Genomic DNA, 26,352 nt, shown 5'->3' on the forward strand with positions numbered 1-26,352 from the left:
CCGTGCCCTCATTTGATCTGCAACCGGTTCATGAGGTCATACAGCGTCGGACGGCTGATGCCAAGCAGCTCGGCGGCGCGAACGATGTTGCCATCGGTGCGAGCCAGTGCTGTGATGACCGCCTGACGCTCGGCGTTCTCCCGCACGGTACGCAGATCCAGCGTCGTGCTGTCGTCAGCCGGCGAAGGCGTCGCGCGCAGGCCAAGGTCCAGCGCGGCGATGCGATCGTCCTCGCACATGATCACGGCTCGCTTGAGCATGTTCTGCAGTTCGCGGACATTGCCGGGCCATCGATGCGCCTCAAGGGCACGCACGGCGTCGTCGGCTAGTGTCGGCACGGGGCGGCGCATCTCGGTGGCGAAACGGCGCGCAAAGGCATGCGACAGCAGCACGGGGTCTCCGACACGCTCGCGCAACGGCGGGATCTCGACAACGATCTCGGCAAGACGGTAGTAGAGGTCCTCACGAAAACGTCCGTCGGCGATGCGGGCCTTCAGGTCCTGGTGAGTTGCGCCGACGACGCGCACATCCATCGGGATTTCCTGGCGGCCGCCCACTCGCTCGATGACCCGCTCCTGCAGAAAGCGCAGCAGCTTGGCCTGCAAAGGCATGGGCAGGTCGCCGATCTCGTCCAGCATCAACGTGCCGCCGTTGGCCGTCTCAATCTTGCCGACGGTGGACTTGGTCGCACCGGTGAAGGCCCCTTTCTCGTAGCCGAAGAGCTCACTCTCCAGCAGCGTCTCGGGGATGGCGGCGCAGTTGATGGCGACAAAGCGGCCCTTGCGCTTGGAGGCGTCGTGCAGCCCCTGGGCCAGCACCTCCTTGCCTGTGCCGCTTTCACCCAGCAGCAGCACCGTGGCGTCGCTGGGCGCCACCTTCTCGATCATGCGGCAAACGCGCTGCATGCCGGGATCACGTGTGACAAGGCCGGAGAACACGTCGCTGCTCTGCTGCATCTGCAACCGGCGGTTCTCCTGCTGCAGCTCGTACAGGCGATAGGCGCGCTCCACGGTCAGGGCCAGCACATCGGGATCCACCGGCTTAGCGAGGAAGTCGTACGCGCCCATCCGGATGGCCCGCAGTGCGTTCTCCTGGTCGTTCTGCCCGGTCAGCACGATGACCTTGACCGAAGGGTCGAGTTCCAGCAGCTTCTCAAGGCATTTGAAGCCCTCGGAGACCGAGTCCCGATCCGGTGGCAGGCCGAGGTCCATCGTGACGACGGCCGGGCTGCTGCGGCGGAACTGCAGCACGGCGCTGGCGACGTCATCCGCCGTGACCGACTCGAAGCGATCCAGCGACCACTTGAGCTGCTTCTGCAGTGCGAGATCGTCCTCGACGATCAGCAGCGGGGCGTGACGAGGCGCACTCATTGGGCGTCAAGCGCAGCCAGCGGTGCGTCAGCCTGCGCATGAAACAAGGGCAGCAGCAGGGTGACGGTGGTCCCCCGGTTCAGTTCGCTCTGCACGCTGATCTTGCCTCCCAGTTCATGCACGTATTGATAGCTCTCGTGGGCGCCAATGCCCATGCCGCTGGCCTTGGTGGTCTGAAACGGCTTGAAGAGTCGATTCTGGATGAAATCCTCGCTCATCCCGCAGCCGTTGTCCTCCACGCGAACGCGGGCCTGGCTGCCCTGTGCGTCCAGTCGCAGGCACACGCAGCCACTGGCAGGCGTGGCGTCGAACGCGTTCTGCACGACATGCCCCAGCACCCGTTCCACGCGTTCCGCGTGGCCTCGCGTGCTGACGCCGGCCTGAAGCTCCAGCTCCAGCGTCCGGCCCTTGCTGGATGCGGCGGTCGCGAGCCGTCTGGCGATCTGCTCCAGGTCGACGCCGCTGGTCACGCCATGGGGTTTGTCCCCCTCCCGTAGCTGCAACATCAACTGGCGCATCTTCTCGAGCGAGTTCTCGACCGTGTCCAGCATGTCCTGCTGAAACTCGGGGTTGTCGCGCAGCCGCTTGGCGTTCTTCATCATCAGCGACAGCTGCGTGACGATGTTCTTCAGGTCATGCACGACGAATGCCGACATGCGGTTGAAGGCATCGAACTTGCGAGCCTCCAGCAAGGCCTCCGTCGCCTGGACCTGATCCAGATAGCCTGAAGCCTGACTGGCCGCAGTGCGCAGCAGGTCTCGCACCTCCCAGTTCAGCTCGACGACAGCGCGCGGCCGGCCCAGTACGACGAAGCCGATCAGCGCATCGCGCACGAGCAGCGGCACCAGCAACCAGCACCGCGGCTCATCGATCAGCCAGGCGGGCAGCTCCAGGTCGGGGTAGGCATCATGCCTTGCGCGCCACTCCTCCAGATCGATGATCCAGGCTCGCTCCTTCCAGAATCTGGCCAGCGCCCCGTCGCGGGCTTCGCTCCCGGCGTGGGCGGGCAGGTTCCAGCGCGCGGCCTGCAGGAAATCGCCTCCGGCAGCACGCTGCATCCACAGCATGCCACTCGGGCTCTCGACCAGGTTGGCCAAGGCGCGCACGACGGTCTCGGCGGTGTGTTGGGGCTCCGCGCTACCGGACAGCAACTGCGTGAAGCGCAGCCACTCCTCCCGGTAGTCGTAGCGGTAGCTGAAGAAGTTCTTGCTGATGTACACCCGCAGCCGCGAACGCATCGAGCCGGACGCCACCAGCAGGGCCAGCGCCAGCAGCGCGACGAAGACCAGGGCCACGGACAAGGCCCTGCCCCAATCCCCACCGGTATAGCGCACGTAGTAGCCGACGCCGGCCACCATCAGAAGATAGCCGCCAACAAGCAACAGCGTTGCCGAATGAAAGACCGCCGCACGCGACACATGCAGCTTGTCCAGCCAATCGGCGTGCCGGCGCGATGCCACGTAGAGCAGCGGAACCGCCGCAGCGTGCACGAGCGAGCGCACGCTGATGGCCGCATCGTCAAAGTGCTGGAACAGCGCTGCCTGGGAACTGATGAAGAGATCGAACAAGAAGATGGCGCCTAGGCCGAGGCAGACCGGCTTGGCATTCCAACGAGCGTCTCCCGCCGAATTGCGCAGCATCTGCTCGACGAGAACCAGACCCAGCACGGCGGCGCCAAGCGCCGCAAGTGCCTGCGGGCGCGCAAGCTCCTCTGCGGGCAGGTTCTCTGCTGACATGATCAACCAGAGCTGGGCCAGTACCGCAAAGCCGGCCAGCGGACGCATCCAGCCCAGGCCGCCGCCTCGTCGCCGCGGCAGCAAAAGCAGTATGAAGGCGAACCAGAACCCGAACCGCAACAGATCCAGGGTAGGAGTGATCCAGGTCGGCAGGTGGTCAGACCAATGCCGCAGGCCATCCGCGAGGGCGACCCCCGCCCAGATCGAACTGGCGGCCAGGGCCGCAAGGAAAACGAGGGCCAGACCCGTGATCGGCATGCTGCCTCGCAGCAGCCTCTGCGCAAAGTGGAGCGCGAACAGGCCGTACGCCAAAGCACAGATCAGATCGCCCAGGTTGCTCAGGGAGAGCATGGGCGTGAGCCCGTCGATCATGGCGCCCGGGGCGGAGTCCAGTTCGGCAGCAACAGGCATGCGCAATTCAAGCATGCCTCAGCGACCTTGGGCACCGGCGCTTGCGCCCAAGCAACCCGAAGTCAGCGGGCGCCCTTGCCCGTCACAACGACAGCCACCGTCTCCAGCATGATCAGCAGATCCAGGAAGAGCGAGTGGTTCTTGACGTAGTAGAGGTCGTACTGCAGCTTCTCGACCGAATCCTCGATCGTCGAGCCGTACTCATAGCGCACCTGGGCCCACCCGGTGACGCCAGGCTTCACGCTGTGGCGAACGGCGTAGTAGGGGATCTTGCTGATCAGTTCATCGACGAAGAACTGCCGTTCGGGGCGCGGCCCCACCATGCTCATCTCACCCACCAGCACGTTGAACAGTTGGGGCAGTTCATCGATGCGCACCTTGCGGATGAAACGACCGATGCGGGTCACCCGGTCGTCATTCTTGGTCGCCCAGCGCGGCTTGCCATCCTTCTCGGCATCGGTCCGCATGCTGCGGAACTTGACAACGTTGAAGGGAACGCCGTTCAAGCCCACTCGCTCCTGGCGATACAGCACCGGGCCACGCGATTCAATACGGATGGCCAACGCCGTGATCAGCATGATGGGCCAGGTCAGGGCGAGGATCAGCGTCGCGAAGACGATGTCGCAGACGCGCTTGATCGCCGCGCGCAGCATTCCCTGGCTGAAACCGTCGCCGAACACCAGCCAACCGGCGTTCACGTGCTTGATGTTGATCTGGGCGAGCGTCTTCTCGAAGTGCGTGGCGATGTCGACAACGCGCACTCCAGACAGCTTGCAGTCCAGCAGTTGGCGCAGCGGCATGCTGCCGCCGCGACGCTCGCTCAACGCAACGACGATCTCATCAACGTTGTGCTTCAGCGCCGCTTCCGTCAGATTGGCCCCGTCGTTGATGATCTCGCCAGGCGGCACTTCGGGCTGGTCCTCGTTCGGGCCTGCATAGAAACCGACGATCTGCGCATGCGGATCAGATGCGCGCAGCGTGTTGCCCACCGTGCGGGCGGCCACGCCGGTGCCGAAGATCAGGATGCGGCTGCGCATGCGAGCCTGGGTGCCCGAGTGGGCGGCGTAGACGCGATGCACCATCACGGCCGCGACGGCGACCATGGCAACCAGGGTCAGCAGGTCGCGATGGCTGGTGTTCGAAGGCACCAGGCTGAAGATGGCATAGGCCAGCGGCAGACCGAACAGCAACCCGAACAGCGCTCGCGCGCAGGACTCGGTGATGGAGCGGTTGTGCACATGCTGGTAGAAGCCCGTGGCCGAATTGATCACGAACATGCAGCCGGCAAGGGACAGGCCGTGCGAAGCGGCAAAGGGCAGCACCGTCTGCGCAGACTCGCCTTGGCTGAGGACGACGGCGATGACGGCAAACACGATCAGGCCGAGATCGAAGAAGACCTGAAGCAAGGTCTGCTTGTGCAGGTAATGGTTGAATATTCGAATCATTGACGTCCCCCGATCATTACTGCCTGCGCTCCCGCATCTGCATTCCGACTAACGAAACTCGAACTAATATCGATATTCCATTGATTTCGCACGCAGGCCGCCTGTCGCATCACCGACCCTGCAGCCAACGGTCGCAGACCACCTGGGAGATCGCTTGGCCGGCCTATGGAAGTCCCTGACTTGACGTCGCGACGGACATGCCCGACCACCCCTTGATCGCGCCGGCATCATGCCTCCGGCCCCCAGGCTTGAAAGCCCCCCGTTTAGAGGGTGCTTGACCCTTGAATCCGCGTCGTGACGCAGCTGCTGCGCGGTCCGCCGGAGCGGTCTTTTTCACAACGGGCGGCAGTAGAACCGAAAGCCGGCGGCAGCACCATGCGCGCCTGGCGCCGAACTCCGCAAAACGTGCGAAACGCACAGGCACTCCGCTGGCACGCGATGAAACGGGGTTTGCAAAAGATCGCGTGATGCGAAGGCAGGGAGTTTTGCCGCTCCACAGATACTGGGGTCGCCCCATGCCGAATGGGTAGTATTCACGATACAGCCGCCGCCGATGTCGCAGACCCCGTCGTTTTGTCGTCTATATAACGTGCAGTCCAATTGCGATCCGGATTGCGCGTGCGATCTGAAAAGACAAAGACCTGCCCAGGCAGGTCTTTGGCAATAAAAAAACGCCCGCGGAGCGGGCGTTCTTGGTCGGCAGGGCCGCAGATCAGCGCACGACGGCGAGTTGCTCGCGCGTACCACCCTTGTAGGTGTACAGGGTCAGCGCGCCGTTCTTGATGTCACCCTTCTCGTCGAAGGAGATCGTGCCGGTCACGCCCTTGTAGCCATTCGTCTTGGCCAGCGCAGGCAGGTACTTCGCCGGATCAGCAGAGTTGGCACGCTTCATGGCGTCGACCATCACATTGACGGCGTCGTAGACATACGGCGCATAGATCTGCACGTCCACGTTGAACTTGGACTTGAACTTGGCGCGGAAGTCGTCCATCGACTTCTTGGCCTCGCCCTCGACGCCGCCGGCCTCGGCGCAGACAACCTGGCCGTCACCCATGGTGCCGGCGGCCAGCTTGGGCAGCTCGCCCGTGCAGATGCCGTCGCCGCCCATGAACTTGGCCTCGATGCCCAGTTGCTTCATCTGGCGCAGCATCGGGCCGGCCACGGCGTCCATGCCGCCGAAGAAGACGACGTCGGGCTTCTTGGCTTTCAGGGAGGTCAGGATGGCGGTGAAGTCCGTGGCCTTGTCGTTCGTGAACTCGCGGCCGACGACCTTGCCGCCAGCGCCCTTGACGCCCTTCTCGAACTCGTCGGCGACGCCCTGGCCATAGGCGGTGCGGTCATCGATGACGGCGATGGACTTGCCCTTCAGTTGGTTGACCGAATACTTGCCCAGCGTGCCACCCAGGTGCACGTCATCGGCAACGACACGGAAGGTCGTCTTGTAGCCGTTGCGGGTGAACTTGGGGTTGGTGGCCGACGGCGAGATCTGCGGGATGCCGGCATCGCTGTAGACCTTGGAGGCAGGGATAGAGGTGCCGGAGTTCAGATGGCCCACGACGCCGTTCACCTTGGAGTCCACCAGCTTCTGGGCTGCGGCGGTGCCTTGCTTCGGATCGCCGGCGTCGTCTTCGGCCAGCAGTTCGAACTTGGCCTTCTTGCCGCCGATCATGACGCCCTTGGCGTTCAGTTCCTCGATGGCGAGACGGGCCCCCAACTCGTTGTCCTTGCCGAGGTGGGCGATCGCGCCGCTGGTCGGGCCGACGTGACCGATTTTGACGATCAGGTCCTGCGACATGGCGGCGCCGCTGAGCAGTGCTGCCACTGCACCAACCACGATATTCAGCTTGATTTGCATGGATCAACTCCAGTTTGGAAGAGAGAGGAACACACAGAGAACGTTGAGTTTTCAACCAAATGAACATACCCCAAATCCAGGGGGCTCTCATTCGGGAAAGCGTGGACGCTAAGTTGTCAACCTGCTGCTGAGAAGTGGTCCAGCTTGGCTCCTGCTTGCTGGTAGACGCGATAGCGTGCGCGCCCGGCTTGAACGCGCGCGGGCTCCTGTCCGATGACCTCCAGCACGCGCTCGAAATCCAAGGCATCGCCCGGCATCCCGTCGCACAGGTTCAACAACAGCCCGCGGTGTGGCAGGCGCGCCGCATCGTCGACCAGCAGCACCTCGCCCGGCGCGGGCGGCGTTGCGCCGTCCCAGCGTCGGTGCGGGATGAACTCGGCGGCATCAAAGCTCCACAGCAGCGCGTCCAGGCGCGCCGCCTCTGCCTCAGCCACGCAGACCCCCACCGGCCTGCCCGTCGCGAGAGCGCGGCGGATCAGCCGGCAGGCGTAGTGCAGCGGGTCCGCCGCGTCGCTGTAGAAGCTGACCTGGACGGCCACAGCTTACTTGGCGTGGCTCAGCACGAAGTGCGTCAACAGACCCACAGGCCGGCCGGTGGCACCCTTGGCCGCACCGCCCTTCCAGGCCGTACCGGCGATGTCGAGGTGGCCCCAGCGGTACTTGCTCGCGAAGCGCTGCAGGAACTTGGCAGCCGTGATGGAGCCGCCCGCACGGCCGGCGATGTTGGCCACGTCGGCGAAGTTGCTCTTCAGGCCTTCGGCGTAGTCGTCGTCCAGCGGCATGCGCCAGCAGGGATCGAGCGCGGCGTCGCCAGCCGCAGTCAGCGAGGCCGCGAGTTCGTCGTCGCTGGCATACATGCCGCTGCGCACGCCGCCCAGCGCGATGACGCAGGCGCCGGTCAGCGTCGCCACGTCGACGACGACGGCCGGCTTGAAGCGCTCGGCGTAGGTGAGCGCATCGCAGAGGATGAGCCGGCCTTCGGCATCGGTGTTCAGGATCTCGATGGTCTGACCCGACATGGAGGTGACCACGTCGCCCGGCTTCACCGCATGGCCGCTGGGCATGTTCTCGCAGGCGGCCACGATCATGACGAGGTTGAGCTTCGGGCGGAGTTCGGCCACCGCACGCAGCGTGCCAATGACGCTGGCAGCGCCGCCCATATCGAACTTCATCTCGTCCATCTCGGCACCTGGCTTCAGCGAAATGCCACCGGTGTCGAAGGTGATGCCCTTGCCCACAAGCACGACCGGCGCCACAGTCTTTGCCGCGCCCTCGTAGCGGGCTACGATGAAGCGAAGCGGCTCGTCAGACCCTTGAGCCACGGCCAGGAAGCTGCCCATACCAAGCTTCTCGACAGCCTTGCGGTCCAGCACCTCGACCTTCAGGCCATGGGTCTTGCCCAGGCCCTGGACGACCTGGCCCAGATAGGTCGGCGTCGCATAGTTGGCGGGACGGTTGGCGCATTCGCGCGCCAGCTCGATGCCGGAGGCGATGGCCTCACCACGCGCCAGGCCGGCCTTCGCCGCCTTCTGCTCCGACTTGCCCACCAGCAGAGCCAGCTTGGCGAGCTTGGGGGCGGCCGGCGCGCTGGGCTTGGTGTGGCGGTAGAGATAGACAGCGTCCGCACCGGCCAGCGCGGTCTGCTCGGCCAGCGACTCGGCACCAGCCTCGAAACCGACGAACGCCACCGCCGCGCTGGCGGCGCCGCGCGACTTGATCTGGGCCAGGCCCGCAGCCAGCGCCGAGCGTGCCGCCACCAGCGTCGTCTTGCCGCTGGCGGCCAGCACGAGACGCGGCGCCTTGATGCCCTCGGCCTGGGTCAGCGTCAGAGCCTGGCCGGCCTTCAGCGCGAAGTCACCGAGCTTGATCGCCGCCTGCACCTGCTTGGCGACGGCGGCATCCAGACCCTTGGGCACAGCCTCGCCACCAAGGATGACGATCAGGGCATCAGCGCCGACTCCCGCGAGCGAATCCAGCTCAGCGGTTTGAATCTTGAAGTCCATAATGACTAGAAGTAGATAGAAGTGTTTTTGATGTTATTCGATTCATCGACGCGATCCGAACTGGCCAGGAGCTTCGGCGTCACGCTGGTGGTCATCTTGACCATCATGCTCACGTCGACGCTGATCCGCACGCTGGGCCAGGCTGCAGGTGGCAACGTCGCGCCGCAGGACGTCGTGCTGCTGATGGGCTACGCCACCATCGCCCACCTGGCGACCATGCTCATCCTGTCGCTGTTCGTCGCTGTCGTCCTCACGCTTGGCCGCATCTACCGCGAGTCCGAGATGACGATCTGGTTCGCCAGCGGCGTCCCGCTGTCGCGTTTCATGCGGCCGGTGCTGCGCATGGCTTGGCCGGTGCTGTTGGCCGTCGTCGTGCTGGAACTCCTAGTCTGGCCATGGGGCAACCAGAACAGCGCCGAGTTGCGGGACCGCTACCAAAAGCGCGGCGACTTGTCGCGCGTCGCGCCAGGCCAGTTCCAGACCTCGCGGGACGGCAGCCGCGTCTTTTTCATAGAGCGCGACGGAGATGACGCAGCGACCGGCCGCAATGTCTTCATCCTGGCCAACCAGCATGAGCGCGAGTCGGTGACAACCTCGGCTCGCGGCCGCCTGGAGATGGAAGGCGACGACCGCCTCCTCGTGCTCGACCACGGTCAGCGCAACGAGACGCAGCTGAAGACCGGCGAAAAGAGCCTGGCCCGCTTTCAGCAGTACAAGGTGATGACGGACACCCAGGTGCTGGCCAACGCTAACCAGCTGCCGCCCAAGGCCATGCCAACACTGGAACTGCTGCGCGCGCCGACGCCCAAGAACCAGGGCGAGCTGGCCTGGCGGCTGGGGCTGATCCTCGGCGGCGTCAACATGACGCTGCTGGGCATCGGCCTGTCGGCCAGCAACCCACGCCGCGCGAGCAACTGGAATCTGCTGTTCGCGCTGCTGGCCTTCATCGTCTACTTCAACCTGATCAACCTGTCGCAGTCCTGGGTTGGCAACGGCCGGGCGAGCCTGCCCAGAGCGCTGATCGCCGTGCACGGCAGCGCCTTGTGCCTGGCACTGGCCGTCATCTGGTTGCGCGACAACGCCAACCGCTTCTGCCTGCGTCGGCGCCTGACGGGAGCCCCTGCATGAGGACGGTGCGACGTTTGCTCTACAAGGACATCGTCGGCTCGGTAGTGCTCGTCGCGCTGGCCTTCCTGTCGCTGTTCTTCTTCATCGACTTCGTCGACGAACTGGACCGCATGGCCCGCATCGGCGTCGGCGCCGGCAAGGCCGCGCTGCTCGCGGCGATGGAGCTGCCCGGCCACTTCTATGAGCTCTTCCCCATCGCAGTGCTGATCGGCGCCATCATCGCGCTGGCCCGACTCGCGCAAAGCAGCGAGTTCACCATCCTGCGCACCGGCGGCCTCGGCCCGGCACGCGCGCTGGCGCTGCTGGCAGGGCTGGCCGCCGTGTTTGCAGTGCTGACGTTCGTCATTGGCGACTACGTGGCACCGCAGTTCGAGCGCGAGGGCGACGACCTGCGCGCCCGCTTCAGCCACGATGCCGGCCCGGTCAACCGCGGCGCCTGGCTGAAGGACCACCGGAAGGTCGACGGCCAGGAGCGCAGCTACTCCGTCAAGGTCGGTCGCGTCGGCAGCAGCGGCGCACTGGAGGATGTGCGCATCTTCGAGTTCGACCCCGAAGGCCGGCTGATGTCGCGAACCGAGGCCGAGAAGGCCGACGTCGATGCCAGCGGGCTCTGGCATCTGCAGGCGGTCAGACGTTCGGTCTGGAATCCCGGCGCACCCGCCGGGGCCAGCCCTGTGGGCGAGGTCGTCGTCAGCGAGCAGCAACTCGACAAGCTGGATTGGCAGAGCTCGCTGCACGCCGGCGTCATCGCGGCCGCCGTGCTGCCCGCCATGTCGATGTCGACGCTGGAGCTCTACCGCTACACCGAACACTTGTCGGCCCAGGAGCAGTCGGCCCAGGCCCACAACATCCAGTTCTGGCGCAAAGCCTTCTACCCCTTCGCCTGCTTCGTCATGGTGGCGCTGGCCCTGCCCTTCGCCTACCTGCACGGGCGTTCTGGCGGCATCAGCATCAAGGTCTTCGGCGGCATCATGCTGGGTATCAGCTTCGTGCTGCTCAACAACGTGGCCGGCCACTTGGGGCTGTTGAAGAACTGGACGCCCTGGGTGGTGGCAGCCACGCCCAGCCTGCTCTATCTCGGGCTATCGATGGCAGCCTTCACCTGGCTGGTCAGATACCGCTGATGGACGGACTGCTGCTCTTCGCCCACGGCGCGCGTGACCCAGCTTGGGCACGGCCATTCGAGCTCGTCGCGGAGCGCCTGCGCGCCGCGCGCCCTCAGACGCCGCTGGCCATGGCCTATCTCGAGTTCATGTCCCCCGGCATCGAAGAAGCCGCCGAAGCGCTGGCCGCTCAGGGCTGCACGCGCGTGCACGTGCTGCCGCTCTTCCTCGGCACGGGCGGCCATGTGCGCCGTGACGTTCAGCCCCTGCTCGATGGCCTGCGCCAGCGCCATGGCAATGCCGTCGAATGGCTGCTGCACCCTCCCCTCGGCGAGCACGAGGCCGTGCTTCAGGCCATGTGCGACGCCTGCCTGCTCACACTGACATGAACCTCCACCAATTCCGCTTCGTCCAGGAAGCCGCCCGCCGCAACCTCAACCTGACCGAGACGGCCAAGGCGCTGTTCACGTCACAGCCAGGCGTGTCCAAGGCCATCCTCGAACTGGAAGAGGAACTGGGCGTGGACATCTTCTCGCGCCACGGCAAGCGGCTGCGGCGCATCACCGAACCTGGCCAGCAGGTGTTGGCCTGTATCGAGATCATCCTGCGCGAGGTGGGCAACCTCAAGCGCATTGGCGAGGAGTACTCACGCCAGGACAGCGGCACCTTCTCCATCGCCACCACGCACACCCAGGCGCGCTACGTACTACCCACGCCCGTGGCCCAGCTGCGCAAGAACCTGCCGCAGCTACGCATCAGCCTGCACCAGGGCAGCCCTGATCAGGTCGCCAAGATGCTGCTCGACGAGACCGCCGACCTCGGCCTTGCGACTGAATCACTGGCCCAATACCCGGAGCTTGTCACCCTGCCCTGCTATGAGTGGCAGCACGTGATGGTGGTGCCGCGCGACCACCCGCTGGCCAGCGCCGAGCGAATCAGCCTGGAGCAACTGGCCGGCGAACCGCTCGTGTCCTACCACCCCAGCTTCACGGGCCGCACCCGCATCGACAAGGCCTTTGCCTCGCGCCACCTGACCCCCAACATCGTGCTGGAGGCCATCGACTCCGACGTCATCAAGACCTATGTGCGGCTGGGCATGGGCGTGGGCATCGTGGCCGAGATGGCTATGCGCGAGGAGCCCGCAGGCAGCGACCTCGTTGCACGGCCGCTGGGTACGCTGCTGGGCAGCAACGTGACCCGCATCGCCTTCAAGCGTGGCGCCTACCTGCGCAACTACGTATACAGCTTCGCCGAGCTGTTGTCCGAGCGGCTGAGCCGCAAGCTCATCGAGAAGGCCATGAACGGCGACTCGACCGACTTCGGTCTCTAAGTCGGGCGGGGGCAGTGCCGCGGCCTCTCCCCCAGCACACAGGGCCCTCAGGACTGGGTGTCACTGGGTACCTGCGAATCTGCCCGTTCGGGGCCAGATCGGGCCCGACAGGGGTAGTCGACAAGCACGTCGGGGGCAGCTGGGGCGGCCGCCGAACCGTCAGCCGCCGGGCTCCGCATCCATTGGCAGCATCAGGTCCACCTCATCGCTGCGCAGCCCGGCCTCGAAGAGATCACGAGCCACGCCGAAGAGCATCAGCAAATCGCGAAAGGCCGGCAGCTCGAAGCGGGGCACCCCCGGGCCGCCCCCCTGCGCCAGCAATCGCTGCAACATCCTCATGGTGGCCTCTGGATCGGGCCAGAGCACCTGCAGGTGCGCGATGACGCTGGGGCAACCATCCAGCCGGCGCCCTTGCGACAGCGTCTGCGCCCACTGCGGCGCAGGCGCGCCAAAGCGCTGCTCGTACAGCCGCGCCTGTTCGGCGAAAACCTCGGCATCACCCCCTTGCTGGCTGAGCTCCATCAGCAGCAGATGAGGCATGGCTCCAGCGTGGCCACGAGCCGTCCGCGCGGCCAACAGGTCCGCTGCCGCCTCGTGCTGGCCCAGCAACTGCAGGAAATCGACCTGCTGCTGAAGGTCCAGCAGTTCATCGGCGATGGTCAGTTCGCTGGACAGCAGCGGCGCGGCTGCGGCTTGCGCCGGCAGCGGCTGCGTGGCGGCCTGCACAGGCGGCGCAGCGTGCTCGAGCGGCGGCGCCGGCGGCCAGGGCATGGGCCGAGGCTGGGGGCGTGTGATCTGGTGCGGGCTGTCTTCCGGCAAAGGCACGGTCGCGCCTGCAACGGCAGGCGCAATGCCAGGCACCGGCGCGACGCTCGGCAGGCCAGCGCCTTCGGCCGCATGCAGGGCACGCCAGTAGGCCAGCTCGCTGCGCGCACGCTGGTCGCGCCAGCGGCTGATGTAGAAGGCCGCGGCGCCCGCAAACAGGCTCATGGCCAGCGTCAGCACCCACGTCATGGGATCCCGGTAGGGCGAGGTCCGCGCACTGCGCACGGCGGCCGGCGCGGGCACGGCGGCCGACGCGGCGGGCCGCACCTGCGCCGGGATGGCCGCGGAGGCGGCCTGCGCCTCGGCCTGTTGGCGCGCCAGCAGCTCCGTACGCAACTGAGCGACAGTCTCCTCAAGCTGGCTGATCTGGGCCTCGAGGTCTGGCGGCGGCGAGTTCTCCGGCGTGCTGGCCGCCGGCTTCTCAGGCCGGGATGGTGCCGCGGCCAGCACCTCGGGGCGGTCCAGCGTGAGACGAGGTCCTGCCGGCCGCGGCTTGACTCGCTGGTGCGGCTTGGGCGGCGCAGGGGGCGCGTCGGTCTGCGGCCGAGGCGGTACCACCTCCGCGATAGCGGGCTGCGGCACGAACACGGATATCGGCGGCAGGGGCTGCGACGCGGCCACCACCTGGGTCGGCGGGTCGACGAAGACGTTGAACTCGCGCGTCAGACGCAGCGGGCAGCCCAGGGCCAGCGTGATGCGCAGCGTGGGCTCGTCGATGCGAGCCTGGCTCTGCAGGCGGATGTACTGCTGCCCAGGCTCTCCCTCGATGCGCAGCTGCAGCAGCCCGGCCGGCACGCGCGCCTCGCCCGCAGACACCTCGGCGCGCAGGCAGGAGTCGGTGAGCTGCTCACCCTCCGCCAATGCCAGAGGGACGCTGACATCCAGCGGCTTGCCGAGCGCCGAATGGAGGTTCGGCCGGCCCACGCCGAGCGCCTCGGCTTCCTCAGGAGGCAGGGCGAGCAGCAGTGCCAAGGCGGGTGTGAGGGCACCCAGCAACGTCGGGCGCAGGGCCGTGATGGGCATTGACTGCAGGCAGCTGGCGATGCGGTTGAACGAGGGGTTGGAGACAGCGCGGATCACTCTAGCATGGGGGCATCCACCGCCGCCCCCGTCTTCCGGGGGGCCACGGACGGCACAATGCGCCAAGCCATGAACGCACTCAGCCTCACCCCCGCCGAACGCCAGCAGATCGACCAGGGCGCCTGGTTCGCCAAGCTGTCCGAGCCCCTGCGCAACGACATCCTGCAGCGAGCCTTCGTGCGCCGTCTGGCGGACGAGACCATGCTGTCCCATCGCGGCGAGCCTGCGGAAGAATGGTGCGGTGTCGCCAAGGGCGCGGTGCGAGTCAGCTCCGTGTCGCTCGCGGGCAAGCAGATCTCGCTGACCTATGTCGAGCCGGGCACCTGGTTCGGTGACATTGCCCTCTTCGATGGCCTGCCCCGCACCCACGACGCCTATGCCCATGGCGACACCACGCTGCTGTGCGTGCGCAAGTCCGATTTCCGCGCGCTGCTGCAGGCCCATTCCGAGCTCTACGACGCACTGCTGCGCCTGAACTGCCGCCGCCTGCGCCTGATGTTCGACATGATCGAGGACCTCAACACCCGGCCGCTCGCGGCTCGGCTGGCAAAGCAGGTGCTGTTGCTGGCTCGCTCCTACGGCGTGCAGGAAGGCCAGGGCGACGAGGCCGTGACCCGCATCGGACTGCAGCTCGCCCAGGAAGACCTGGCCCAGTTGCTCGGAGCCTCGCGCCAGCGCGTCAACCAGGAGTTGAAGGCCTTCGAGCGCGAGGGCGCCGTGCGCGTGGAGCCCACCCGGCTGGTTGTGGTCAGCCGCGACAAGCTGCTCGCCGCCGCTGCGCGTTGAAATTGGCGCACAGGAGACACCCCAGCCAACCCCTGCCTCTCACAATGGAAGGTTCGCGCCCCACAAGACAACGCATCGAGCGACGACCTCCATGGAAGCATTCACCGGCACCCGTCCCCTGGCCCAAACGCTGGACACCGCAGCGCTGGAAGCTTGGCTGTCCGCCCATGTCGGCGGTTTCGCCGGGCCGCTGAGCCTCGAGCAGTTCAAGGGCGGGCAGTCCAACCCGACCTATCTGCTGAAGACGCCGGGCGCCCAGTACGTGATGCGTAGCAAGCCCGCCCCTGTGGCCAAGCTGCTGCCGTCGGCCCATGCCATCGAGCGGGAATTCCAGGTCATGGGCGCACTGGCAGGCACCGACGTGCCCGTGCCAGCCATGCTGGCACTGTGCGAGGACGAGGCCGTCATCGGCCGCGCCTTCTACGTCATGGAGTTCATGCCTGGCCGCGTGCTGTGGGACCAGAGCCTGCCCGGCTTGGGCAACGCCGAGCGCGCAGCCCTGTATGACGAGATGAACCGCGTCATCGCGGCGCTGCACCAGGTGGACTTCAAGGCCCGCGGCCTGGAGAGCTATGGCAAGCCGGGCAACTACTTCGAGCGTCAGATCGGCCGCTGGAGCAAGCAGTATCTGGCCTCCGTTACCGACCCGAATCCGGCCATGGACGCTCTGCTGGGATGGCTGCCGGCTCACATCCCGGCATCGGCGCGCGACGAGAGCGAGATCAGCATCGTCCACGGCGACTACCGCATGGACAACGTCGTCTTTCACCCCACCGAGCCGCGGATCATCGCCGTGCTGGACTGGGAGCTGTCCACGCTGGGCCATCCGCTGGCGGACTTCAGCTACCACTGCATGAGCTGGCACATCAAGACATCAGGCGCGGCGCGCGGCCTGGGTGGCAAGAACCTGGCCGAGCTCGGCATCCCCAGCGAGCGCGAGTACGTGCAGCGCTACTGCGAGCGCACCGGCCGCGCCGACGCGAACGCTGTCATGGCCGACTGGAACTTCTACATGGCCTACAACATGTTCCGCATCGCGGCGATCGTGCAGGGCATCGCCAAGCGAGTGGTGGACGGTACCGCCTCCAGCGCCCAGGCCCGGGAGACCGCTGCAAGCGCCAGGCCGCTGGCCGAGCTGGCTTGGAGCTTCGCGCAGAAGGCCTGACGGCCGCCTCGCCTCAGTAAACGTCGCCGGGGCGCGTCGAAGGCGTGAAGGCGATGGATGTCGTGGTCGGCCAGGCGCCAGCGTCGGCCACCCGACCGTTCAGGCGCATCGCCGCGCGCGCCGCGCATTCGAGCAAACGCACCAGGCCCTGCAACTTGGGCAGATCGGCCTCTCCCATCTCCGTGCGCAAATAGATGTTGCCGCGCATGCACATCAGCACGAAGGGATGACCTTCAGGCAACAAGTCCTGGCTGGCCTGCACCAGTGCCTCGCCCAGTTCACCCTCGATCCAGGCACCGGTCAGGTCCTTGGTCACGCCGACGATGCCATAGCGCTGGCGCAGGATCTGGGACGAGGCGTTGTTGAACTTGGGGAACATCACCAGCCAGCGCATTTCCTCTGGCGTATCGGTGTCAACGCGGGTCTTGAGCGTATCGGTGTAAGCCTCGAAAACGGCTCGCTCGAGGTTCTCCATCAACGTGCGGCACAGCACCATGAACTGCAGGTCTGGATGCAGCCCCACTTCGCAGCGCATGCGCAGCTCGGTACCGGGCAGATAGCTGCGCTGGGACAGCCCCCATTCAATGCGCAGCGGGCCCGGGACGGCCTGCCGGGCCTCGACGAGGAAGCCCAGGCCGTCACGCGTTTGCGTGAACTCGGCGCCGCGCGCCTCGGCCCAGTCCTGGATCGAGCGCCAGCGCGCTGCGTTGGCGCGCGCCACGAGCCAGTGCTTGACTTGCTTTACCACCATGAGTCGTGAGAATCGGCCTAATTGCTGACGGAGTCGACGAATGATCGAAGTGTATTCATGGCCCACGCCCAACGGCCACAAGGTGCACATCATGCTGGAGGAGTGCGGCCTCGCCTACCGGGTGCATCCCGTGGACATCGGCGCCGGCGAGCAGTTCGCACCCGGTTTTCTCGCCATCAGCCCCAACAACAAGATTCCCGCCATCACCGACCCCGATGGCCCGGGCGGCAGGCCGATCTCGCTGTTCGAGAGCGGCGCCATCCTGCTCTACCTTTCCGGCAAGACGGGTCAGCTCCTGCCGGCCGACGTAGCGGCGAAGTATGAGGTGTTGCAGTGGCTGATGTTCCAGATGGGCAGCGTTGGCCCCATGCTGGGCCAGGCCCACCACTTCCGAATCTATGCACCCGACAAGCTGCCCTATGCCATCCAGCGCTACACCAACGAGGCCCGGCGGCTCTACGGCGTCATCAATAAGCGGCTGGCCCATTCCACCTACATCGGCGGGCGCGACTACTCCATCGCCGACATCGCGGTCTTCCCCTGGCTGCGCTCCTGGAAGAACCAGGGAGTGGAGATGGTCGATTACCCACATCTGAAGGGCTGGTTCGACGAGATCGCCATGCGCCCGGCCGTGCAGCGCGGCGTCGCGGTGTTGGCCGGCGCACGCAAACCACTCACGGACGACAAGGCGCGCGACGTGCTGTTCGGCCAGCGCCAACTCGAACAGCGCTAGGCCGGCACCAGGCGGAGCTCGCAATACGCAGGCGGCAGGCCTTGCGTGGCAAGGATCAGCGGCTCGCCGGTAATGGCGGTGGCCGGCACATACATGGCATTGCCGCGGGCATGCGCCAGCGCACGCGCCGCGGGCTGGCGGGCAAACGCCAGGACGTCCGGCGCCCCAAGCCCCAGCGAGGCCGCACCCATTGCCGGATCGGCATGAACGCGCAGCTCTGCGACCGGGCCGCACGACCGGGGAAGGTGCAGTCCCAGCCGCCCCTCCGCGTCGCTCGCCCCCTCATGCGCACGGCCCTCGCGATCGATCAGCCTGACGCGGGCCCAGGCCGCAGGCGCGCCGTCAGCCTCCCAGACCAGCAGGCCATAGACACTCGTCGCGCCCGGCGGCGCGCGGCGCGCTGGCGCCCCGAAAAGGCCTACACGGACCAGCCGCGAGCTGCCCAGCACGGTGCCGCCGATGATCTGGCCTACCGGCCGCGCCGACAGCGGCCAGGGTAGGCTCAGGGGCTGGAAGCGCTGCTGCTCGTCACGCACCACAACGTCGGCAAACGCCTGCACCTGCGGCTCGCGCCATCGCTCAGGCAGATTCGGCCAGAGGTGCAGGCCGGCCGGCGTGACAGACGAGCGTCCCAACAGCCGGCCGCCATGGCGCAGCACGAGACTGCATCGCAGGCCGGTCACGACGGGCTTGCCACTGGCCGCATCGACGAAAGCCAGCGAATCGCCCGCCGGCAGCGGCAACGGCTCTCGCAGCGACTCGTGCCGCGTCATCACAAGCATGGCCCGTCCTCCCCGCCCCGCAATCGGCGGCGAGCCGATCCTAGGAAGCCGAGGCTGAAGCGGTCACCCTGCGTGTTAGGGGCGCACGCCTGGCGGCTGCATGGCCATGCCGGCCGAGCGGCGCGCGAGATAGGTCTGCAGCGCCAGCAACTCGGCGCTGTCCCAGTCCCAGACGGTGGCGCGCACACCGCTCAGGCAGCCGCGCAAGCGGCGCTGCAGGCTGCCCAGCGACTGCCATTCCAGGCGATAGACCGGGTAGTCGTCGACATGGGCCTGGGGAATCAGGCTGCCGCCCAGCCGCAGGCCCGCGCGCTCGTCGTGGCATTGGGCGCAGGACAGGTTAAGCGCACCGATGCGCGTCGTGTAGAGGCGCTGGCCGCGGACAGCGGCCTCATCCAGTTCGATGCCGCGCTGAGGCAGCAGCGGCAGGCCGCGCGACTGCTGCGCCACCAGCGCGGCTAGCGCGAGCAGTGGCTCTGCTTCGGGCTTCCAGGCCGGCTGATGCTGGTGGCGCACGCGGCAGCGCTGGATGCGACCGGGCAGATCGAGGATGCCCTGGTCCCAGTCCGGGTAGCGCGCCGCCGCGCCGCGCAGCCGCTCAGGCTCGCCATGGCAGCTGGCGCAGGAGCGGGAGCCTTCCCTCCACTGCTCGCGGCCCAGGGCCAGCGCGAGCTGGGCCGGATGCTGGTCGTCGTCGGCCTGCAGCGTGCGCAGGGCCGGGCTCATGGTGTCTCGGCCGGAACGGCGGGAGTCGGGCTCGGCGGCATTCGCAGCCAGTGCCAGTACGAGCAGCAGCCAGGCTTTCATGCAACGCTCAGCGGGCGCGTCTCATGATGCTCGAAGCCGTTGTCACCGCGCCAGACGAAGCTCAGTTGGCCGGACTTGCCGGCCCGCAGCCAAAACGCCAGGTAGGGGTTGGCCGAGACGGCGGCATACAGGTCGGCAGCGAAAACGAGTTCGCCGTCCAACCGGCACTCGAAGCGGCGCACAAGGTCGCGCGGCAGGCGGATGCCCTCGTCGCTGCTCCGATAGCCCGTCTCCATCGCATGGGCCACGGTGGCGCGCACCTCGAAGGCCTCGCCGGCCTTGACGCCGACGGGCATGGTGATGACGGCGCGGGTGGCCATCACGGCTCCACGCAGGCGGCCAGCGTCACGACGACGTCCACCCCCGCCTGCCAGCAGCGCCCATCCCCCGCCTTGGCGACGGCCACGATGCGCTGGCTACGCGCCAGGCGCATGCGCGTACTGAACTCGGGTCTGGGGCTGTCCGCCGCCAAGGTGACGTGCACGACCTCGGGCTCTGGGTTGAGCGGCGTGAAAAGCGCCAGGCCCGTGACCGCCTCGCTCGCGGCGACCCGCACCGGCACCGCATTGCCGTTCTCCACCAGCTCGGCGATCTCGATCCTCAGCGCGCCGGCCTCGGGTTCCCGGCCAGCCCAGGCGCGAATGGCGGCGCGCATACCCTCCTCCGTCGCCCTCGCCTCGGGCAACATCGCAAGCGCGGGAGCTGCCATGACGAACTCTCGCCGCTTCATCGCTTTGCCAACGTGCCGAGGTAGGCCACGATGTCGTCGAGCTGCTGCTCCGTCAGCACCGCCCTGCCTGCCCAGGCCGGCGCCACGTCTCGCAGGCCGTCTGTCGCGCGGAACGGCGGCATGACGGTTGCCGGGTTGAAACGGCGCATGTCGGCGATGCGCGAGCGCAGCTCCTTGGGCGATAGCGCCGCCACCGTCTCCAGCGGTGGTGCGAGATTGCCCTGGTTCGCATCGCCTGCACTGTGCAGCGCATGGCAGAGCAGGCACAGGCTCTGCGTGCGATCCTCCACCAGCGCCCGGCCACGCTCGATGTCGCCGGCCTGCGCGCCGGTCATCAGCACAAGCGCCATCAGCGCGCGCATCACACCAGCTTGTGCCTGGACAAGGGCAGGTCGCGGATGCGCTTGCCCGTCGCCACGAAGATCGCGTTCAGCACGGCCGGAGCGGCGACGGCGATGGTTGGCTCACCAACGCCGCCCCAGAATCCGCCCGACGGCATGCAGATCGTCTCGACGGCCGGCATGTGCTCCATCTTGACGACGGGGTAGGTATCGAAGTTCTGCTGCTCGACGCGGCCGTCCTTGAGGGTGATCTCGCCGAACAGCGCCGCTGACAGGCCATAGACGAAGCTGCCCTCGACCTGGGCAGCGATCTGCTGCGGGTTGACGGCGTGACCGGGGTCGGTGGCTGCGACGATGCGGTGGATCTTGAGATCGCCCTGCTTGCTGACCGACACCTCGGCGCAGGCCGCCACGTAGCTGCCGAAGCCCATGATCTGGGCCAGGCCCAGATGACGGCCTCTGGCCCGGGGCTTGCCCCAGCCAGCTTTGGCAGCAACCGCGTTCAGTACGGCCAGGTGCTTGGGCGAGTTGGCCAGCAGCTCGCGGCGCAGCTCCAGCGGGTCGCGCTTGGCAGCGTGCGCAACCTCGTCGATGAAGCACTCCAGGTAGATGGCGTTTTGGTTCAGGTTCACGCCACGCCAGAAGCCAGGCGGCACCGGTGGGTTGCGCATCGCATGGTCGATGAGCAGATGGGGCACAGCGTAGCCCAGCGCGCCTTCTGCGCCGCCGGCGCTGAGGCCCTGGAACACGGCCGGGTCCTTGCCGTCACGGATGTTCTGCGGAAAGATGCCAGCGATGATGCTCTGCCCCGAGATGCGCATGTGCAGGGCCGTCAGCTTGCCCCCCGCGTCCAGGCCCGCCGTCAGCTTGCACTGCGTGACCGGGTGGTAGCGGCCATGCGTCATGTCCTCTTCGCGGCTCCAGATCAGCTTGACCGGCGTGCCGGGCAGCTCCTTGGCGATGGCCACGGCCTGACGCACCCAGTCATGCACCGCGCCGCGCCGACCGAAGCCGCCGCCCAGATGCAGCTTGTAGACCTCGCATTGCGACGGCGGCAGGCCCGAGGCTTCCGCCGCCGCCGCCAGGGCAGCCTCGCCGTTCTGCGTCGGCGTCCAGACCTCGCAGCGCTCCGGCGTCCCGGTTTTTGCGAGGGTGATCAAGGCCGTCGCGTTCATCACCTCCATCGTTGCGTGATTCTGGTGCGGCGTGCTGTACACGGCCTCGACCTTCTTCGCCGCACCGGCCAATGTCGCGGCCACATCGCCCTGCGTGCTGCCGACGACGGCATCGGGCGCGTCAAGGCCGGCCTTCAGCGTCGCAGCCACATCGGCACTGCTCAGCTTCGCGTTGGGACCCTCGTCCCAGACGATGGGCAGGGCCTCCAGCGCGGTCTTGGCCCGCCACCATGTGTCGGCCACGACAGCCACGGCCGTGTCGCCAACCCTGACCACCTTCTTCACGCCGGGGCGGCTCTCGATGGCTAGCGCATCAAAGCTCTTGAGCTTGCCACCAAACACCGGACAGTCCTTGATGGCCGCGTTCAGCATGCCGGGCAATTGCAGGTCCATGCCGTAGACCAGTGACCCGTCTAACTTGGCGCGGGTGTCCAGCCGCTTCAATGGCCGGCCGGCCAGCTGCCAATCCTTCACCGGCTTGAGCTGGATGTCGGCCGGCGCAGCCAGCTTGGCGGCCTCGGCGGCAAGCTGGCCATAGCTCAGGCGCTTGCCCGCATGTATCACCCATCCCGAGGCCGTCGAGCATTCAACGACCGACACGTTCCACTGATTGGCCGCCGCCTGGATCAGCATCGCCCTCGCCAGCGCGCCCCCCTTGCGCACATACTCGTGTGACTCGCGCACACCGCGGCTGCCGCCTGTGCTCATGCTGCCCCAGGCGCGGTTGCGAGCCAGATTCTGGCCCGGTGTCGGATATTCGGTCTTTACCTTGCTCCAGTCGCATTCCAGCTCCTCGGCGACGAGCTGGGCCAGGCCGGTCAGCGTGCCCTGCCCCATCTCGGAGCGAGCAATGCGGATGACGGTGGTCTCATCCGGCAACACTTGCACCCAGGCATTCAGCTCTGGCGGAGCATCGCCCTGGGCGAGGGCGGGCACATGGAAGCCGACCATCAGGCCACCGGCCGCAGCGCCGGTGGTGTGCAGGAAGGCTCGACGCGACAGCACGGCGCTCATGCCTGGCCTCCTTCGATGACGATTGGAATCTGCCGGCGCTGAACTTGGCCGGCGGCAAGGTGGATGGCCGCGCGGACCCGGTTGTAGGTGCCGCAGCGGCAGATGTTGGTCATGGCCGAATCGATGTCGGCATCGGTCGGCTTGGGGTTGCTCTTCAGCAGCGCCGCGGCGGCCATCAGCATGCCGCTCTGGCAGAAGCCGCACTGCGGCACGTCCAGCGCGTCCCATGCCTTCTGCAGTGGATGCGATGCATCGGGAGCCAGACCTTCGATCGTGGTGATCTTCTGCGCCGACGTCAGTGCTGAGGCCGGCATCACGCAGCTGCGCACCGGCGCGCCATCGATATGCACGGTACAGGCACCACACTGCGCGACGCCGCAACCGTACTTGGTGCCTGTGAGGCTGAGCTGCTCGCGCAGCACCCAAAGCAGCGGCGTGTCGGCTTCCGCCTCGAACTGCATCCGCTTGCCATTGATCGTCAACTCCGCCATGCCTGCCACTCCCACTCCGCCACCGTTGGCGGGCGCGGGCAGCCTAGCAGGATCGACGCAGCAGTGGCAGAAGAAACCGCCGAAGCCCGGCCGTCAGCCTCCCAGGTCGCGCCAGCCCCGTGCCGCCATGCAGCGCTTGTGTGCGCTAACCGCCTCCGCGGCGGTCTGAATGCCTTGCTTGTCCGCGAGACCGCCCAGCTGGCTGAGCCGGCCGACGCGCTCGGCATCCTTGTCGCAAGCAACCTTGTCCGACTCCAAATCAGCAGCCGGATTCTGCGAATTGACCCAACGGGGCGCAGCGCAAGCACTCAGGGCGATGCACAGCAGCAGCAGCAGGACTCTCATGAATGGTCGAGAAGAGACTTTGACCATCCATGCTAGCGCGCTCTGCAGCGCAGCTCGCGACGGCATCCGGCGCAATGTCCAAAAGAAACCCCGGCGCGAGGCCGGGGCTGAAAATCCGCCCGCCACTCACGCGGCAGGCGCCTGCTCAGGGAGGAATAGCAGGGGGCGTTGCGCCCACTGTGAATTTACGCCTCCGGACGGCGCCCCCGTGTAGGACAGCAGGCCGATTTCACGGCCGGCCCGCGTGAGAAATCTCATGAGCCAAATCCTACCGATGTATCGGTCTGTGAGAGTCCAACCCGGCGAAGGGCGCAATCCCTAGACTCGCGGCCGCGCAATTGGCGCTGAGGATGCAGTACATGGTCCCTACCGTTGAAGTGCGGCGCGCAGCAGCGCCGCAAAATGATTTCGCCCCCCCGCCGCTGGATCTGGACAGTGGCTTCGGTGGGCTCGAAGGCGATGCCCTCGAACTCGTCGAACGCCGCTACGGCGACCGCGGCCTGACCGTGACACGCGAACGCTACAACAGTCGCAGCCAGGACGGCGACATCGTCTGCACGGCGCGCGATGGCGATGCGATAGTGGGTACGCTGTCCGTGCGTTTCGATGGTGCGGGCGGGCTGCATGCGGACCAGTTGTTCAAGGCGGAGCTGGACGAATGGCGGACCGACGGCGTCAGGCTCTGCGAGTTCGGCGGTCTGGCCGTGGACAAGCATTCCCATGATCCGAAGCGCGTGCTGACGCAGATCTTCCACCTCGGCTACCTGCACGCCCACCGCCGCGCGCGCTGCGAGCGCCTGGTCGTGGAGGTCAACCCGCGCCACGTCGGCTTCTACCGCCGCTGTCTGGGCTTGATCCCGATGAGCGCAGCACGCCACAACCCGCGTGTGCAGGCACCGGCCGTGTTGATGAGCATAGACTTCGCCACCGTGCGCGAGCAGATTTCGCTCTGGGGCGGGCAGCCCGAACTCTCGACCGCGACGCGCAGCCTCTACCCGCTGTTCTGGGACGCGGCCACCGAGGCGACCATGCTGGCTAGGCTCCCCTGACGCGAGTCATCTCGCTCACCGGCCCGGGCCGGCAGCCGCGCAGAGCGGAAACGCCGGCCGGAACCTGGCGCCAATGCTCGGTGTCGCCACCGGCGGCCTTGCCGCAGAACGCGTGTCGAATGCAGCCGCCAGGCGGGGCCCGAACAGCGGGTCCGTCACGATGGCCACGAGGACGTGCCCCGCGTCATCGCAGCCGCGGATCTGCCCCGGGACGGATTCGAACACCCAGTGGTCAATCCGCGGCGCCTGATCCCACGAACGGCGCGTAGCCTCAAACATGGAACTGACGGACATCGAAGTTCGTCTCCTCCCAGTCCGACCAGCTCATCTCCCCGGCCTCGATGCCAGCAAGGAACTCGTCTTCGGGCGGCGCCTCGGCGGCGGCAACGTGCAGGGCCGTCACGCGACGAATGGCGTCGCGCAACTGCAGGACGGACGCCTGGGCCAGGGCGGCAAGTTGGATGGTCATGGCTTCTCCTTGGGGATGAAGCCAGTCTCGGCGTCGCTCGACACAGGGAACATCGCCCTTTGGAGGCATCGGCGGGGGAGGCCAGGGCCGCCATCCCCCCGCCTCCCCCCAAAGGGGGATGACAACAAGGAGAACGCCCAGCTCAAAAGCCGGATTCCTGACGGATCCGCCAACTTGGCCTGCCGGGTCGCAGAATCAGGCCTCAAGTTCTGCGCGGGATTGCCGATAGACGCGAAATGGACATTGCCAACTCCACAAGCGTCAACGTTGCCTCGAGGTATGCCCAGGCGGATACGGCCGACGCCGTGAACATTCTGGTGCTGCGCAAGGCGATCGACGTCCAGGCCGCTGGTGCCCTGGCCCTGCTCAGCGCACTGCCGCAACAGCCGGCACTGGCGACCGAGGGCACCCTGGGACGCCACGTAAACACCTACGCCTGACCGCGACGACGGGTGGATTGAGCGACTCACAGCCCGTGGGGCCTGAGCAGCGTCCGCCTGACCGCTGGGCAATTCGCGGCCGATCCGCAAGCTCCCAGGCGTTTCCCGGCAGTCCGCCACCAGTTTCACGGAGCTCGAAGCAGCTCAGAGCCGCAAAAGTTCCCCGGCTACCGCGCCCCCTCGGAGCCGACCGGTCAACGCGCTGGCGCTGGATAGGGTTTCCCAAGGTCCCAGCGTGACTGCCAGTGCGCCACATACCTGCGTGCGACCTCCGGCATGTCACGAATGACGACCACATTCTCCGAGTTCAGCGTCTCAGCGGAAGGCGCATAGTTGAACGACCCGGTCTGCACGATGCTGCCATCCACGATGATGGTCTTGTCGTGGTGGATATGGAAATGGTCGTTGGTCCTCAACTCGACCCCGCCGCGCGAGACCAGGTCCATGGCAGTCTTGCTGGTCTTGTTCAGGTTGCGCTTCTTGTCGACGACGACGCGCACTTGCACGCCTCGCGCCCGGGCATCGACCAGCGCCTGTGCAATGTCGGAGGCCTGAAAGGCGTAGGCGAGCACCTGGATGCTGACCGTTGCGCTGGCAACGGTCTCAAGCACCAGTTGCCGGGCCGACCCTTCTGGCGAGAAGCCCACCTCAATGCTGGGCTGGGCTTGAGCCAGAGTGCAGACACCGATCAGGGCCGCGAGTGCTATGCAGCGAAACGTCTTCATGGTCTGTGCGCCAGGTTGTGCTTTGAGCCAAGCCTGATCAAGCAGGCACGTCAAGCCCAGGGCCGATAAGGACTGGACCAGGAGCGGCCGTGGCCAACTCCCCGACGTGATGTAGGCGGCGACGCCGGGTCTGCCCGTACACGGCTCCCAGTATCACCAGATCGTGAAGCCATCGCTGTAATGGCCTGCCCACCAGGAATCGAACCCGGAACCTGCGGCTTAGAAGGCCGCTGCTCTATCCAGTTGAGCTATGGGCAGGCGGA

At 66.7% G+C, this 26,352-nt stretch carries 27 protein-coding genes and 1 tRNA gene; 9 read left to right on the forward strand and 19 right to left on the reverse strand.

The features are described 5' to 3' along the window. Positions 1-8: 8 nt before the first annotated feature. The 6 genes from prsR to QM732_RS14385 all read right to left on the reverse strand — a co-directional run bounded on the left by prsR (position 9) and on the right by QM732_RS14385 (position 8,820). Positions 9-1,370, reverse strand: a complete 1,362-nt coding sequence (prsR, locus tag QM732_RS14360) for a PEP-CTERM-box response regulator transcription factor (protein WP_415656808.1) — start codon at positions 1,368-1,370, stop codon at positions 9-11. Further along, complete coding sequence (prsK, locus tag QM732_RS14365) at positions 1,367-3,517, reverse strand: XrtA/PEP-CTERM system histidine kinase PrsK (RefSeq protein ID WP_415656809.1); 2,151 nt, start codon at positions 3,515-3,517, stop codon at positions 1,367-1,369. The genes prsR and prsK overlap by 4 nt, the downstream gene beginning before the upstream one ends. 62 nt (positions 3,518-3,579) lie before the next feature. Next, positions 3,580-4,962 carry a TIGR03013 family XrtA/PEP-CTERM system glycosyltransferase gene (locus QM732_RS14370; protein ID WP_415656810.1) on the reverse strand — a complete coding sequence of 461 codons (1,383 nt, stop codon included), beginning with the start codon at positions 4,960-4,962 and terminating at the stop codon, positions 3,580-3,582. A 712-nt stretch (positions 4,963-5,674) separates the two neighbouring features. Next, positions 5,675-6,817 carry a branched-chain amino acid ABC transporter substrate-binding protein gene (locus tag QM732_RS14375; RefSeq protein WP_415656811.1) on the reverse strand — a complete coding sequence of 381 codons (1,143 nt, stop codon included), beginning with the start codon at positions 6,815-6,817 and terminating at the stop codon, positions 5,675-5,677. Positions 6,818-6,933: 116 nt separating this feature from the next. Further along, positions 6,934-7,356, reverse strand: a complete 423-nt coding sequence (locus QM732_RS14380; RefSeq protein ID WP_415656812.1) for a DNA polymerase III subunit chi — start codon at positions 7,354-7,356, stop codon at positions 6,934-6,936. Between the two features lie 3 nt (positions 7,357-7,359). Next, entirely contained in the window at positions 7,360-8,820 is a 1,461-nt protein-coding gene (locus QM732_RS14385) for a leucyl aminopeptidase (RefSeq protein WP_415656813.1), read from the reverse strand. A 30-nt stretch (positions 8,821-8,850) separates the two neighbouring features. On the opposite strand from QM732_RS14385, the gene lptF reads away from it, so the two are divergent. Genes lptF through QM732_RS14405 form a run of 4 tightly spaced genes read left to right on the forward strand, consistent with a single transcriptional unit; the run spans position 8,851 to position 12,381 of the window. Then, complete coding sequence (lptF, locus tag QM732_RS14390; RefSeq protein WP_415656814.1) at positions 8,851-9,948, forward strand: LPS export ABC transporter permease LptF; 1,098 nt, start codon at positions 8,851-8,853, stop codon at positions 9,946-9,948. Continuing rightward, positions 9,945-11,072: an LPS export ABC transporter permease LptG gene (lptG, locus tag QM732_RS14395; protein ID WP_415656815.1), complete on the forward strand. Its 1,128-nt coding sequence runs from the start codon at positions 9,945-9,947 to the stop codon at positions 11,070-11,072. The genes lptF and lptG overlap by 4 nt, the downstream gene beginning before the upstream one ends. Next, positions 11,072-11,440: a sirohydrochlorin chelatase gene (locus QM732_RS14400; RefSeq protein ID WP_415656816.1), complete on the forward strand. Its 369-nt coding sequence runs from the start codon at positions 11,072-11,074 to the stop codon at positions 11,438-11,440. The genes lptG and QM732_RS14400 overlap by 1 nt, the downstream gene beginning before the upstream one ends. Beyond that, entirely contained in the window at positions 11,437-12,381 is a 945-nt protein-coding gene (locus tag QM732_RS14405) for a CysB family HTH-type transcriptional regulator (protein WP_415656817.1), read from the forward strand. Before QM732_RS14400 ends, QM732_RS14405 begins: the two co-directional genes overlap by 4 nt. A gap of 159 nt (positions 12,382-12,540) precedes the next feature. Here the strand turns inward: QM732_RS14405 and QM732_RS14410 are convergent, their stop codons facing one another. After that, the gene (locus QM732_RS14410; RefSeq protein WP_415656818.1) at positions 12,541-14,286 is read right to left on the reverse strand and encodes a FimV family protein; all 1,746 of its coding nucleotides are present in this window, start codon (positions 14,284-14,286) and stop codon (positions 12,541-12,543) included. 69 nt (positions 14,287-14,355) lie between these two features. On the opposite strand from QM732_RS14410, the gene QM732_RS14415 reads away from it, so the two are divergent. Next, a complete protein-coding gene (locus QM732_RS14415) occupies positions 14,356-15,072 on the forward strand; it encodes a Crp/Fnr family transcriptional regulator (protein ID WP_415656819.1) in 717 nt (238 codons plus the stop codon). Positions 15,073-15,163: 91 nt separating this feature from the next. Beyond that, on the forward strand, positions 15,164-16,237 hold the full coding sequence (locus tag QM732_RS14420) for a phosphotransferase (RefSeq protein ID WP_415656820.1): 1,074 nt from the start codon (positions 15,164-15,166) through the stop codon (positions 16,235-16,237). 13 nt (positions 16,238-16,250) lie between these two features. Here QM732_RS14420 and QM732_RS14425 read toward each other — a convergent pair whose 3' ends face one another. Continuing rightward, a complete protein-coding gene (locus tag QM732_RS14425) occupies positions 16,251-16,988 on the reverse strand; it encodes a hypothetical protein (RefSeq protein ID WP_415656821.1) in 738 nt (245 codons plus the stop codon). Between the two features lie 40 nt (positions 16,989-17,028). On the opposite strand from QM732_RS14425, the gene QM732_RS14430 reads away from it, so the two are divergent. After that, positions 17,029-17,721, forward strand: a complete 693-nt coding sequence (locus tag QM732_RS14430) for a glutathione S-transferase C-terminal domain-containing protein (RefSeq protein WP_415656822.1) — start codon at positions 17,029-17,031, stop codon at positions 17,719-17,721. On the opposite strand, the gene QM732_RS14435 is transcribed toward QM732_RS14430, so the two are convergent. The 8 genes from QM732_RS14435 to QM732_RS14470 form a co-directional block, all read right to left on the reverse strand. Next, positions 17,718-18,503 carry a hypothetical protein gene (locus tag QM732_RS14435; protein WP_415656823.1) on the reverse strand — a complete coding sequence of 262 codons (786 nt, stop codon included), beginning with the start codon at positions 18,501-18,503 and terminating at the stop codon, positions 17,718-17,720. The two genes, QM732_RS14430 and QM732_RS14435, sit on opposite strands and share 4 nt — an antisense overlap. A gap of 75 nt (positions 18,504-18,578) precedes the next feature. Next, a complete protein-coding gene (soxA, locus tag QM732_RS14440) occupies positions 18,579-19,310 on the reverse strand; it encodes a sulfur oxidation c-type cytochrome SoxA (protein WP_415656824.1) in 732 nt (243 codons plus the stop codon). Further along, positions 19,307-19,630 (reverse strand): thiosulfate oxidation carrier complex protein SoxZ, encoded by a 324-nt coding sequence (locus tag QM732_RS14445; protein ID WP_415656825.1) that lies wholly within the window; start codon positions 19,628-19,630, stop codon positions 19,307-19,309. Before QM732_RS14445 ends, soxA begins: the two co-directional genes overlap by 4 nt. Further along, the gene (locus tag QM732_RS14450; protein ID WP_415656826.1) at positions 19,630-19,965 is read right to left on the reverse strand and encodes a thiosulfate oxidation carrier protein SoxY; all 336 of its coding nucleotides are present in this window, start codon (positions 19,963-19,965) and stop codon (positions 19,630-19,632) included. Before QM732_RS14450 ends, QM732_RS14445 begins: the two co-directional genes overlap by 1 nt. 71 nt (positions 19,966-20,036) lie before the next feature. Then, positions 20,037-20,402: a sulfur oxidation c-type cytochrome SoxX gene (gene soxX, locus QM732_RS14455; protein ID WP_415656827.1), complete on the reverse strand. Its 366-nt coding sequence runs from the start codon at positions 20,400-20,402 to the stop codon at positions 20,037-20,039. Continuing rightward, positions 20,402-22,570: a molybdopterin cofactor-binding domain-containing protein gene (locus tag QM732_RS14460; protein WP_415656828.1), complete on the reverse strand. Its 2,169-nt coding sequence runs from the start codon at positions 22,568-22,570 to the stop codon at positions 20,402-20,404. Before QM732_RS14460 ends, soxX begins: the two co-directional genes overlap by 1 nt. Further along, positions 22,567-23,061, reverse strand: a complete 495-nt coding sequence (locus tag QM732_RS14465; protein ID WP_415656829.1) for a (2Fe-2S)-binding protein — start codon at positions 23,059-23,061, stop codon at positions 22,567-22,569. Before QM732_RS14465 ends, QM732_RS14460 begins: the two co-directional genes overlap by 4 nt. A gap of 93 nt (positions 23,062-23,154) precedes the next feature. Beyond that, positions 23,155-23,406 (reverse strand): hypothetical protein, encoded by a 252-nt coding sequence (locus tag QM732_RS14470; RefSeq protein WP_415656830.1) that lies wholly within the window; start codon positions 23,404-23,406, stop codon positions 23,155-23,157. 359 nt (positions 23,407-23,765) lie between these two features. On the opposite strand from QM732_RS14470, the gene QM732_RS14475 reads away from it, so the two are divergent. Beyond that, on the forward strand, positions 23,766-24,455 hold the full coding sequence (locus QM732_RS14475) for an N-acyl amino acid synthase FeeM domain-containing protein (RefSeq protein ID WP_415656831.1): 690 nt from the start codon (positions 23,766-23,768) through the stop codon (positions 24,453-24,455). Positions 24,456-24,726: 271 nt separating this feature from the next. Here the strand turns inward: QM732_RS14475 and QM732_RS14480 are convergent, their stop codons facing one another. Beyond that, the gene (locus QM732_RS14480) at positions 24,727-24,924 is read right to left on the reverse strand and encodes a hypothetical protein (protein WP_415656832.1); all 198 of its coding nucleotides are present in this window, start codon (positions 24,922-24,924) and stop codon (positions 24,727-24,729) included. Positions 24,925-25,160: 236 nt separating this feature from the next. Between QM732_RS14480 and QM732_RS14485 the strand changes: the two genes are divergently transcribed. Continuing rightward, on the forward strand, positions 25,161-25,364 hold the full coding sequence (locus QM732_RS14485; protein WP_415656833.1) for a putative motility protein: 204 nt from the start codon (positions 25,161-25,163) through the stop codon (positions 25,362-25,364). Between the two features lie 194 nt (positions 25,365-25,558). On the opposite strand, the gene QM732_RS14490 is transcribed toward QM732_RS14485, so the two are convergent. Beyond that, entirely contained in the window at positions 25,559-26,089 is a 531-nt protein-coding gene (locus QM732_RS14490; RefSeq protein ID WP_415656834.1) for a phospholipase D family protein, read from the reverse strand. A 181-nt stretch (positions 26,090-26,270) separates the two neighbouring features. Beyond that, a tRNA-Arg gene (locus QM732_RS14495) sits at positions 26,271-26,347 on the reverse strand. Positions 26,348-26,352 lie beyond the last annotated feature (5 nt).

It is taken from the genome of Roseateles sp. (assembly GCF_047654805.1).
In the GTDB taxonomy this organism is placed as follows: domain Bacteria; phylum Pseudomonadota; class Gammaproteobacteria; order Burkholderiales; family Burkholderiaceae_C; genus Pelomonas.

Excerpts from the sequence above, each read along its gene's own strand:
- prsR (WP_415656808.1), bottom strand. The coding sequence starts at position 1,370 with ATGAGTGCGCCTCGTCACGCCCCGCTGCTGATCGTCGAGGACGATCTC.
- prsK (WP_415656809.1), bottom strand. The coding sequence starts at position 3,517 with ATGCCTGTTGCTGCCGAACTGGACTCCGCCCCGGGCGCCATGATCGAC.
- QM732_RS14370 (WP_415656810.1), bottom strand. The coding sequence starts at position 4,962 with ATGATTCGAATATTCAACCATTACCTGCACAAGCAGACCTTGCTTCAG.
- QM732_RS14375 (WP_415656811.1), bottom strand. The coding sequence starts at position 6,817 with ATGCAAATCAAGCTGAATATCGTGGTTGGTGCAGTGGCAGCACTGCTC.
- QM732_RS14385 (WP_415656813.1), bottom strand. The coding sequence starts at position 8,820 with ATGGACTTCAAGATTCAAACCGCTGAGCTGGATTCGCTCGCGGGAGTC.
- lptF (WP_415656814.1), top strand. The coding sequence starts at position 8,851 with ATGTTATTCGATTCATCGACGCGATCCGAACTGGCCAGGAGCTTCGGC.
- lptG (WP_415656815.1), top strand. The coding sequence starts at position 9,945 with ATGAGGACGGTGCGACGTTTGCTCTACAAGGACATCGTCGGCTCGGTA.
- QM732_RS14400 (WP_415656816.1), top strand. The coding sequence starts at position 11,072 with ATGGACGGACTGCTGCTCTTCGCCCACGGCGCGCGTGACCCAGCTTGG.
- QM732_RS14405 (WP_415656817.1), top strand. The coding sequence starts at position 11,437 with ATGAACCTCCACCAATTCCGCTTCGTCCAGGAAGCCGCCCGCCGCAAC.
- QM732_RS14415 (WP_415656819.1), top strand. The coding sequence starts at position 14,356 with ATGAACGCACTCAGCCTCACCCCCGCCGAACGCCAGCAGATCGACCAG.
- QM732_RS14420 (WP_415656820.1), top strand. The coding sequence starts at position 15,164 with ATGGAAGCATTCACCGGCACCCGTCCCCTGGCCCAAACGCTGGACACC.
- QM732_RS14425 (WP_415656821.1), bottom strand. The coding sequence starts at position 16,988 with ATGGTGGTAAAGCAAGTCAAGCACTGGCTCGTGGCGCGCGCCAACGCA.
- QM732_RS14430 (WP_415656822.1), top strand. The coding sequence starts at position 17,029 with ATGATCGAAGTGTATTCATGGCCCACGCCCAACGGCCACAAGGTGCAC.
- QM732_RS14435 (WP_415656823.1), bottom strand. The coding sequence starts at position 18,503 with ATGCTTGTGATGACGCGGCACGAGTCGCTGCGAGAGCCGTTGCCGCTG.
- soxA (WP_415656824.1), bottom strand. The coding sequence starts at position 19,310 with ATGAAAGCCTGGCTGCTGCTCGTACTGGCACTGGCTGCGAATGCCGCC.
- QM732_RS14445 (WP_415656825.1), bottom strand. The coding sequence starts at position 19,630 with ATGGCCACCCGCGCCGTCATCACCATGCCCGTCGGCGTCAAGGCCGGC.
- QM732_RS14450 (WP_415656826.1), bottom strand. The coding sequence starts at position 19,965 with ATGCGCGCCGCCATTCGCGCCTGGGCTGGCCGGGAACCCGAGGCCGGC.
- soxX (WP_415656827.1), bottom strand. The coding sequence starts at position 20,402 with ATGCGCGCGCTGATGGCGCTTGTGCTGATGACCGGCGCGCAGGCCGGC.
- QM732_RS14460 (WP_415656828.1), bottom strand. The coding sequence starts at position 22,570 with ATGAGCGCCGTGCTGTCGCGTCGAGCCTTCCTGCACACCACCGGCGCT.
- QM732_RS14465 (WP_415656829.1), bottom strand. The coding sequence starts at position 23,061 with ATGGCGGAGTTGACGATCAATGGCAAGCGGATGCAGTTCGAGGCGGAA.
- QM732_RS14470 (WP_415656830.1), bottom strand. The coding sequence starts at position 23,406 with ATGAGAGTCCTGCTGCTGCTGCTGTGCATCGCCCTGAGTGCTTGCGCT.
- QM732_RS14475 (WP_415656831.1), top strand. The coding sequence starts at position 23,766 with ATGGTCCCTACCGTTGAAGTGCGGCGCGCAGCAGCGCCGCAAAATGAT.
- QM732_RS14480 (WP_415656832.1), bottom strand. The coding sequence starts at position 24,924 with ATGACCATCCAACTTGCCGCCCTGGCCCAGGCGTCCGTCCTGCAGTTG.
- QM732_RS14485 (WP_415656833.1), top strand. The coding sequence starts at position 25,161 with ATGGACATTGCCAACTCCACAAGCGTCAACGTTGCCTCGAGGTATGCC.
- QM732_RS14490 (WP_415656834.1), bottom strand. The coding sequence starts at position 26,089 with ATGAAGACGTTTCGCTGCATAGCACTCGCGGCCCTGATCGGTGTCTGC.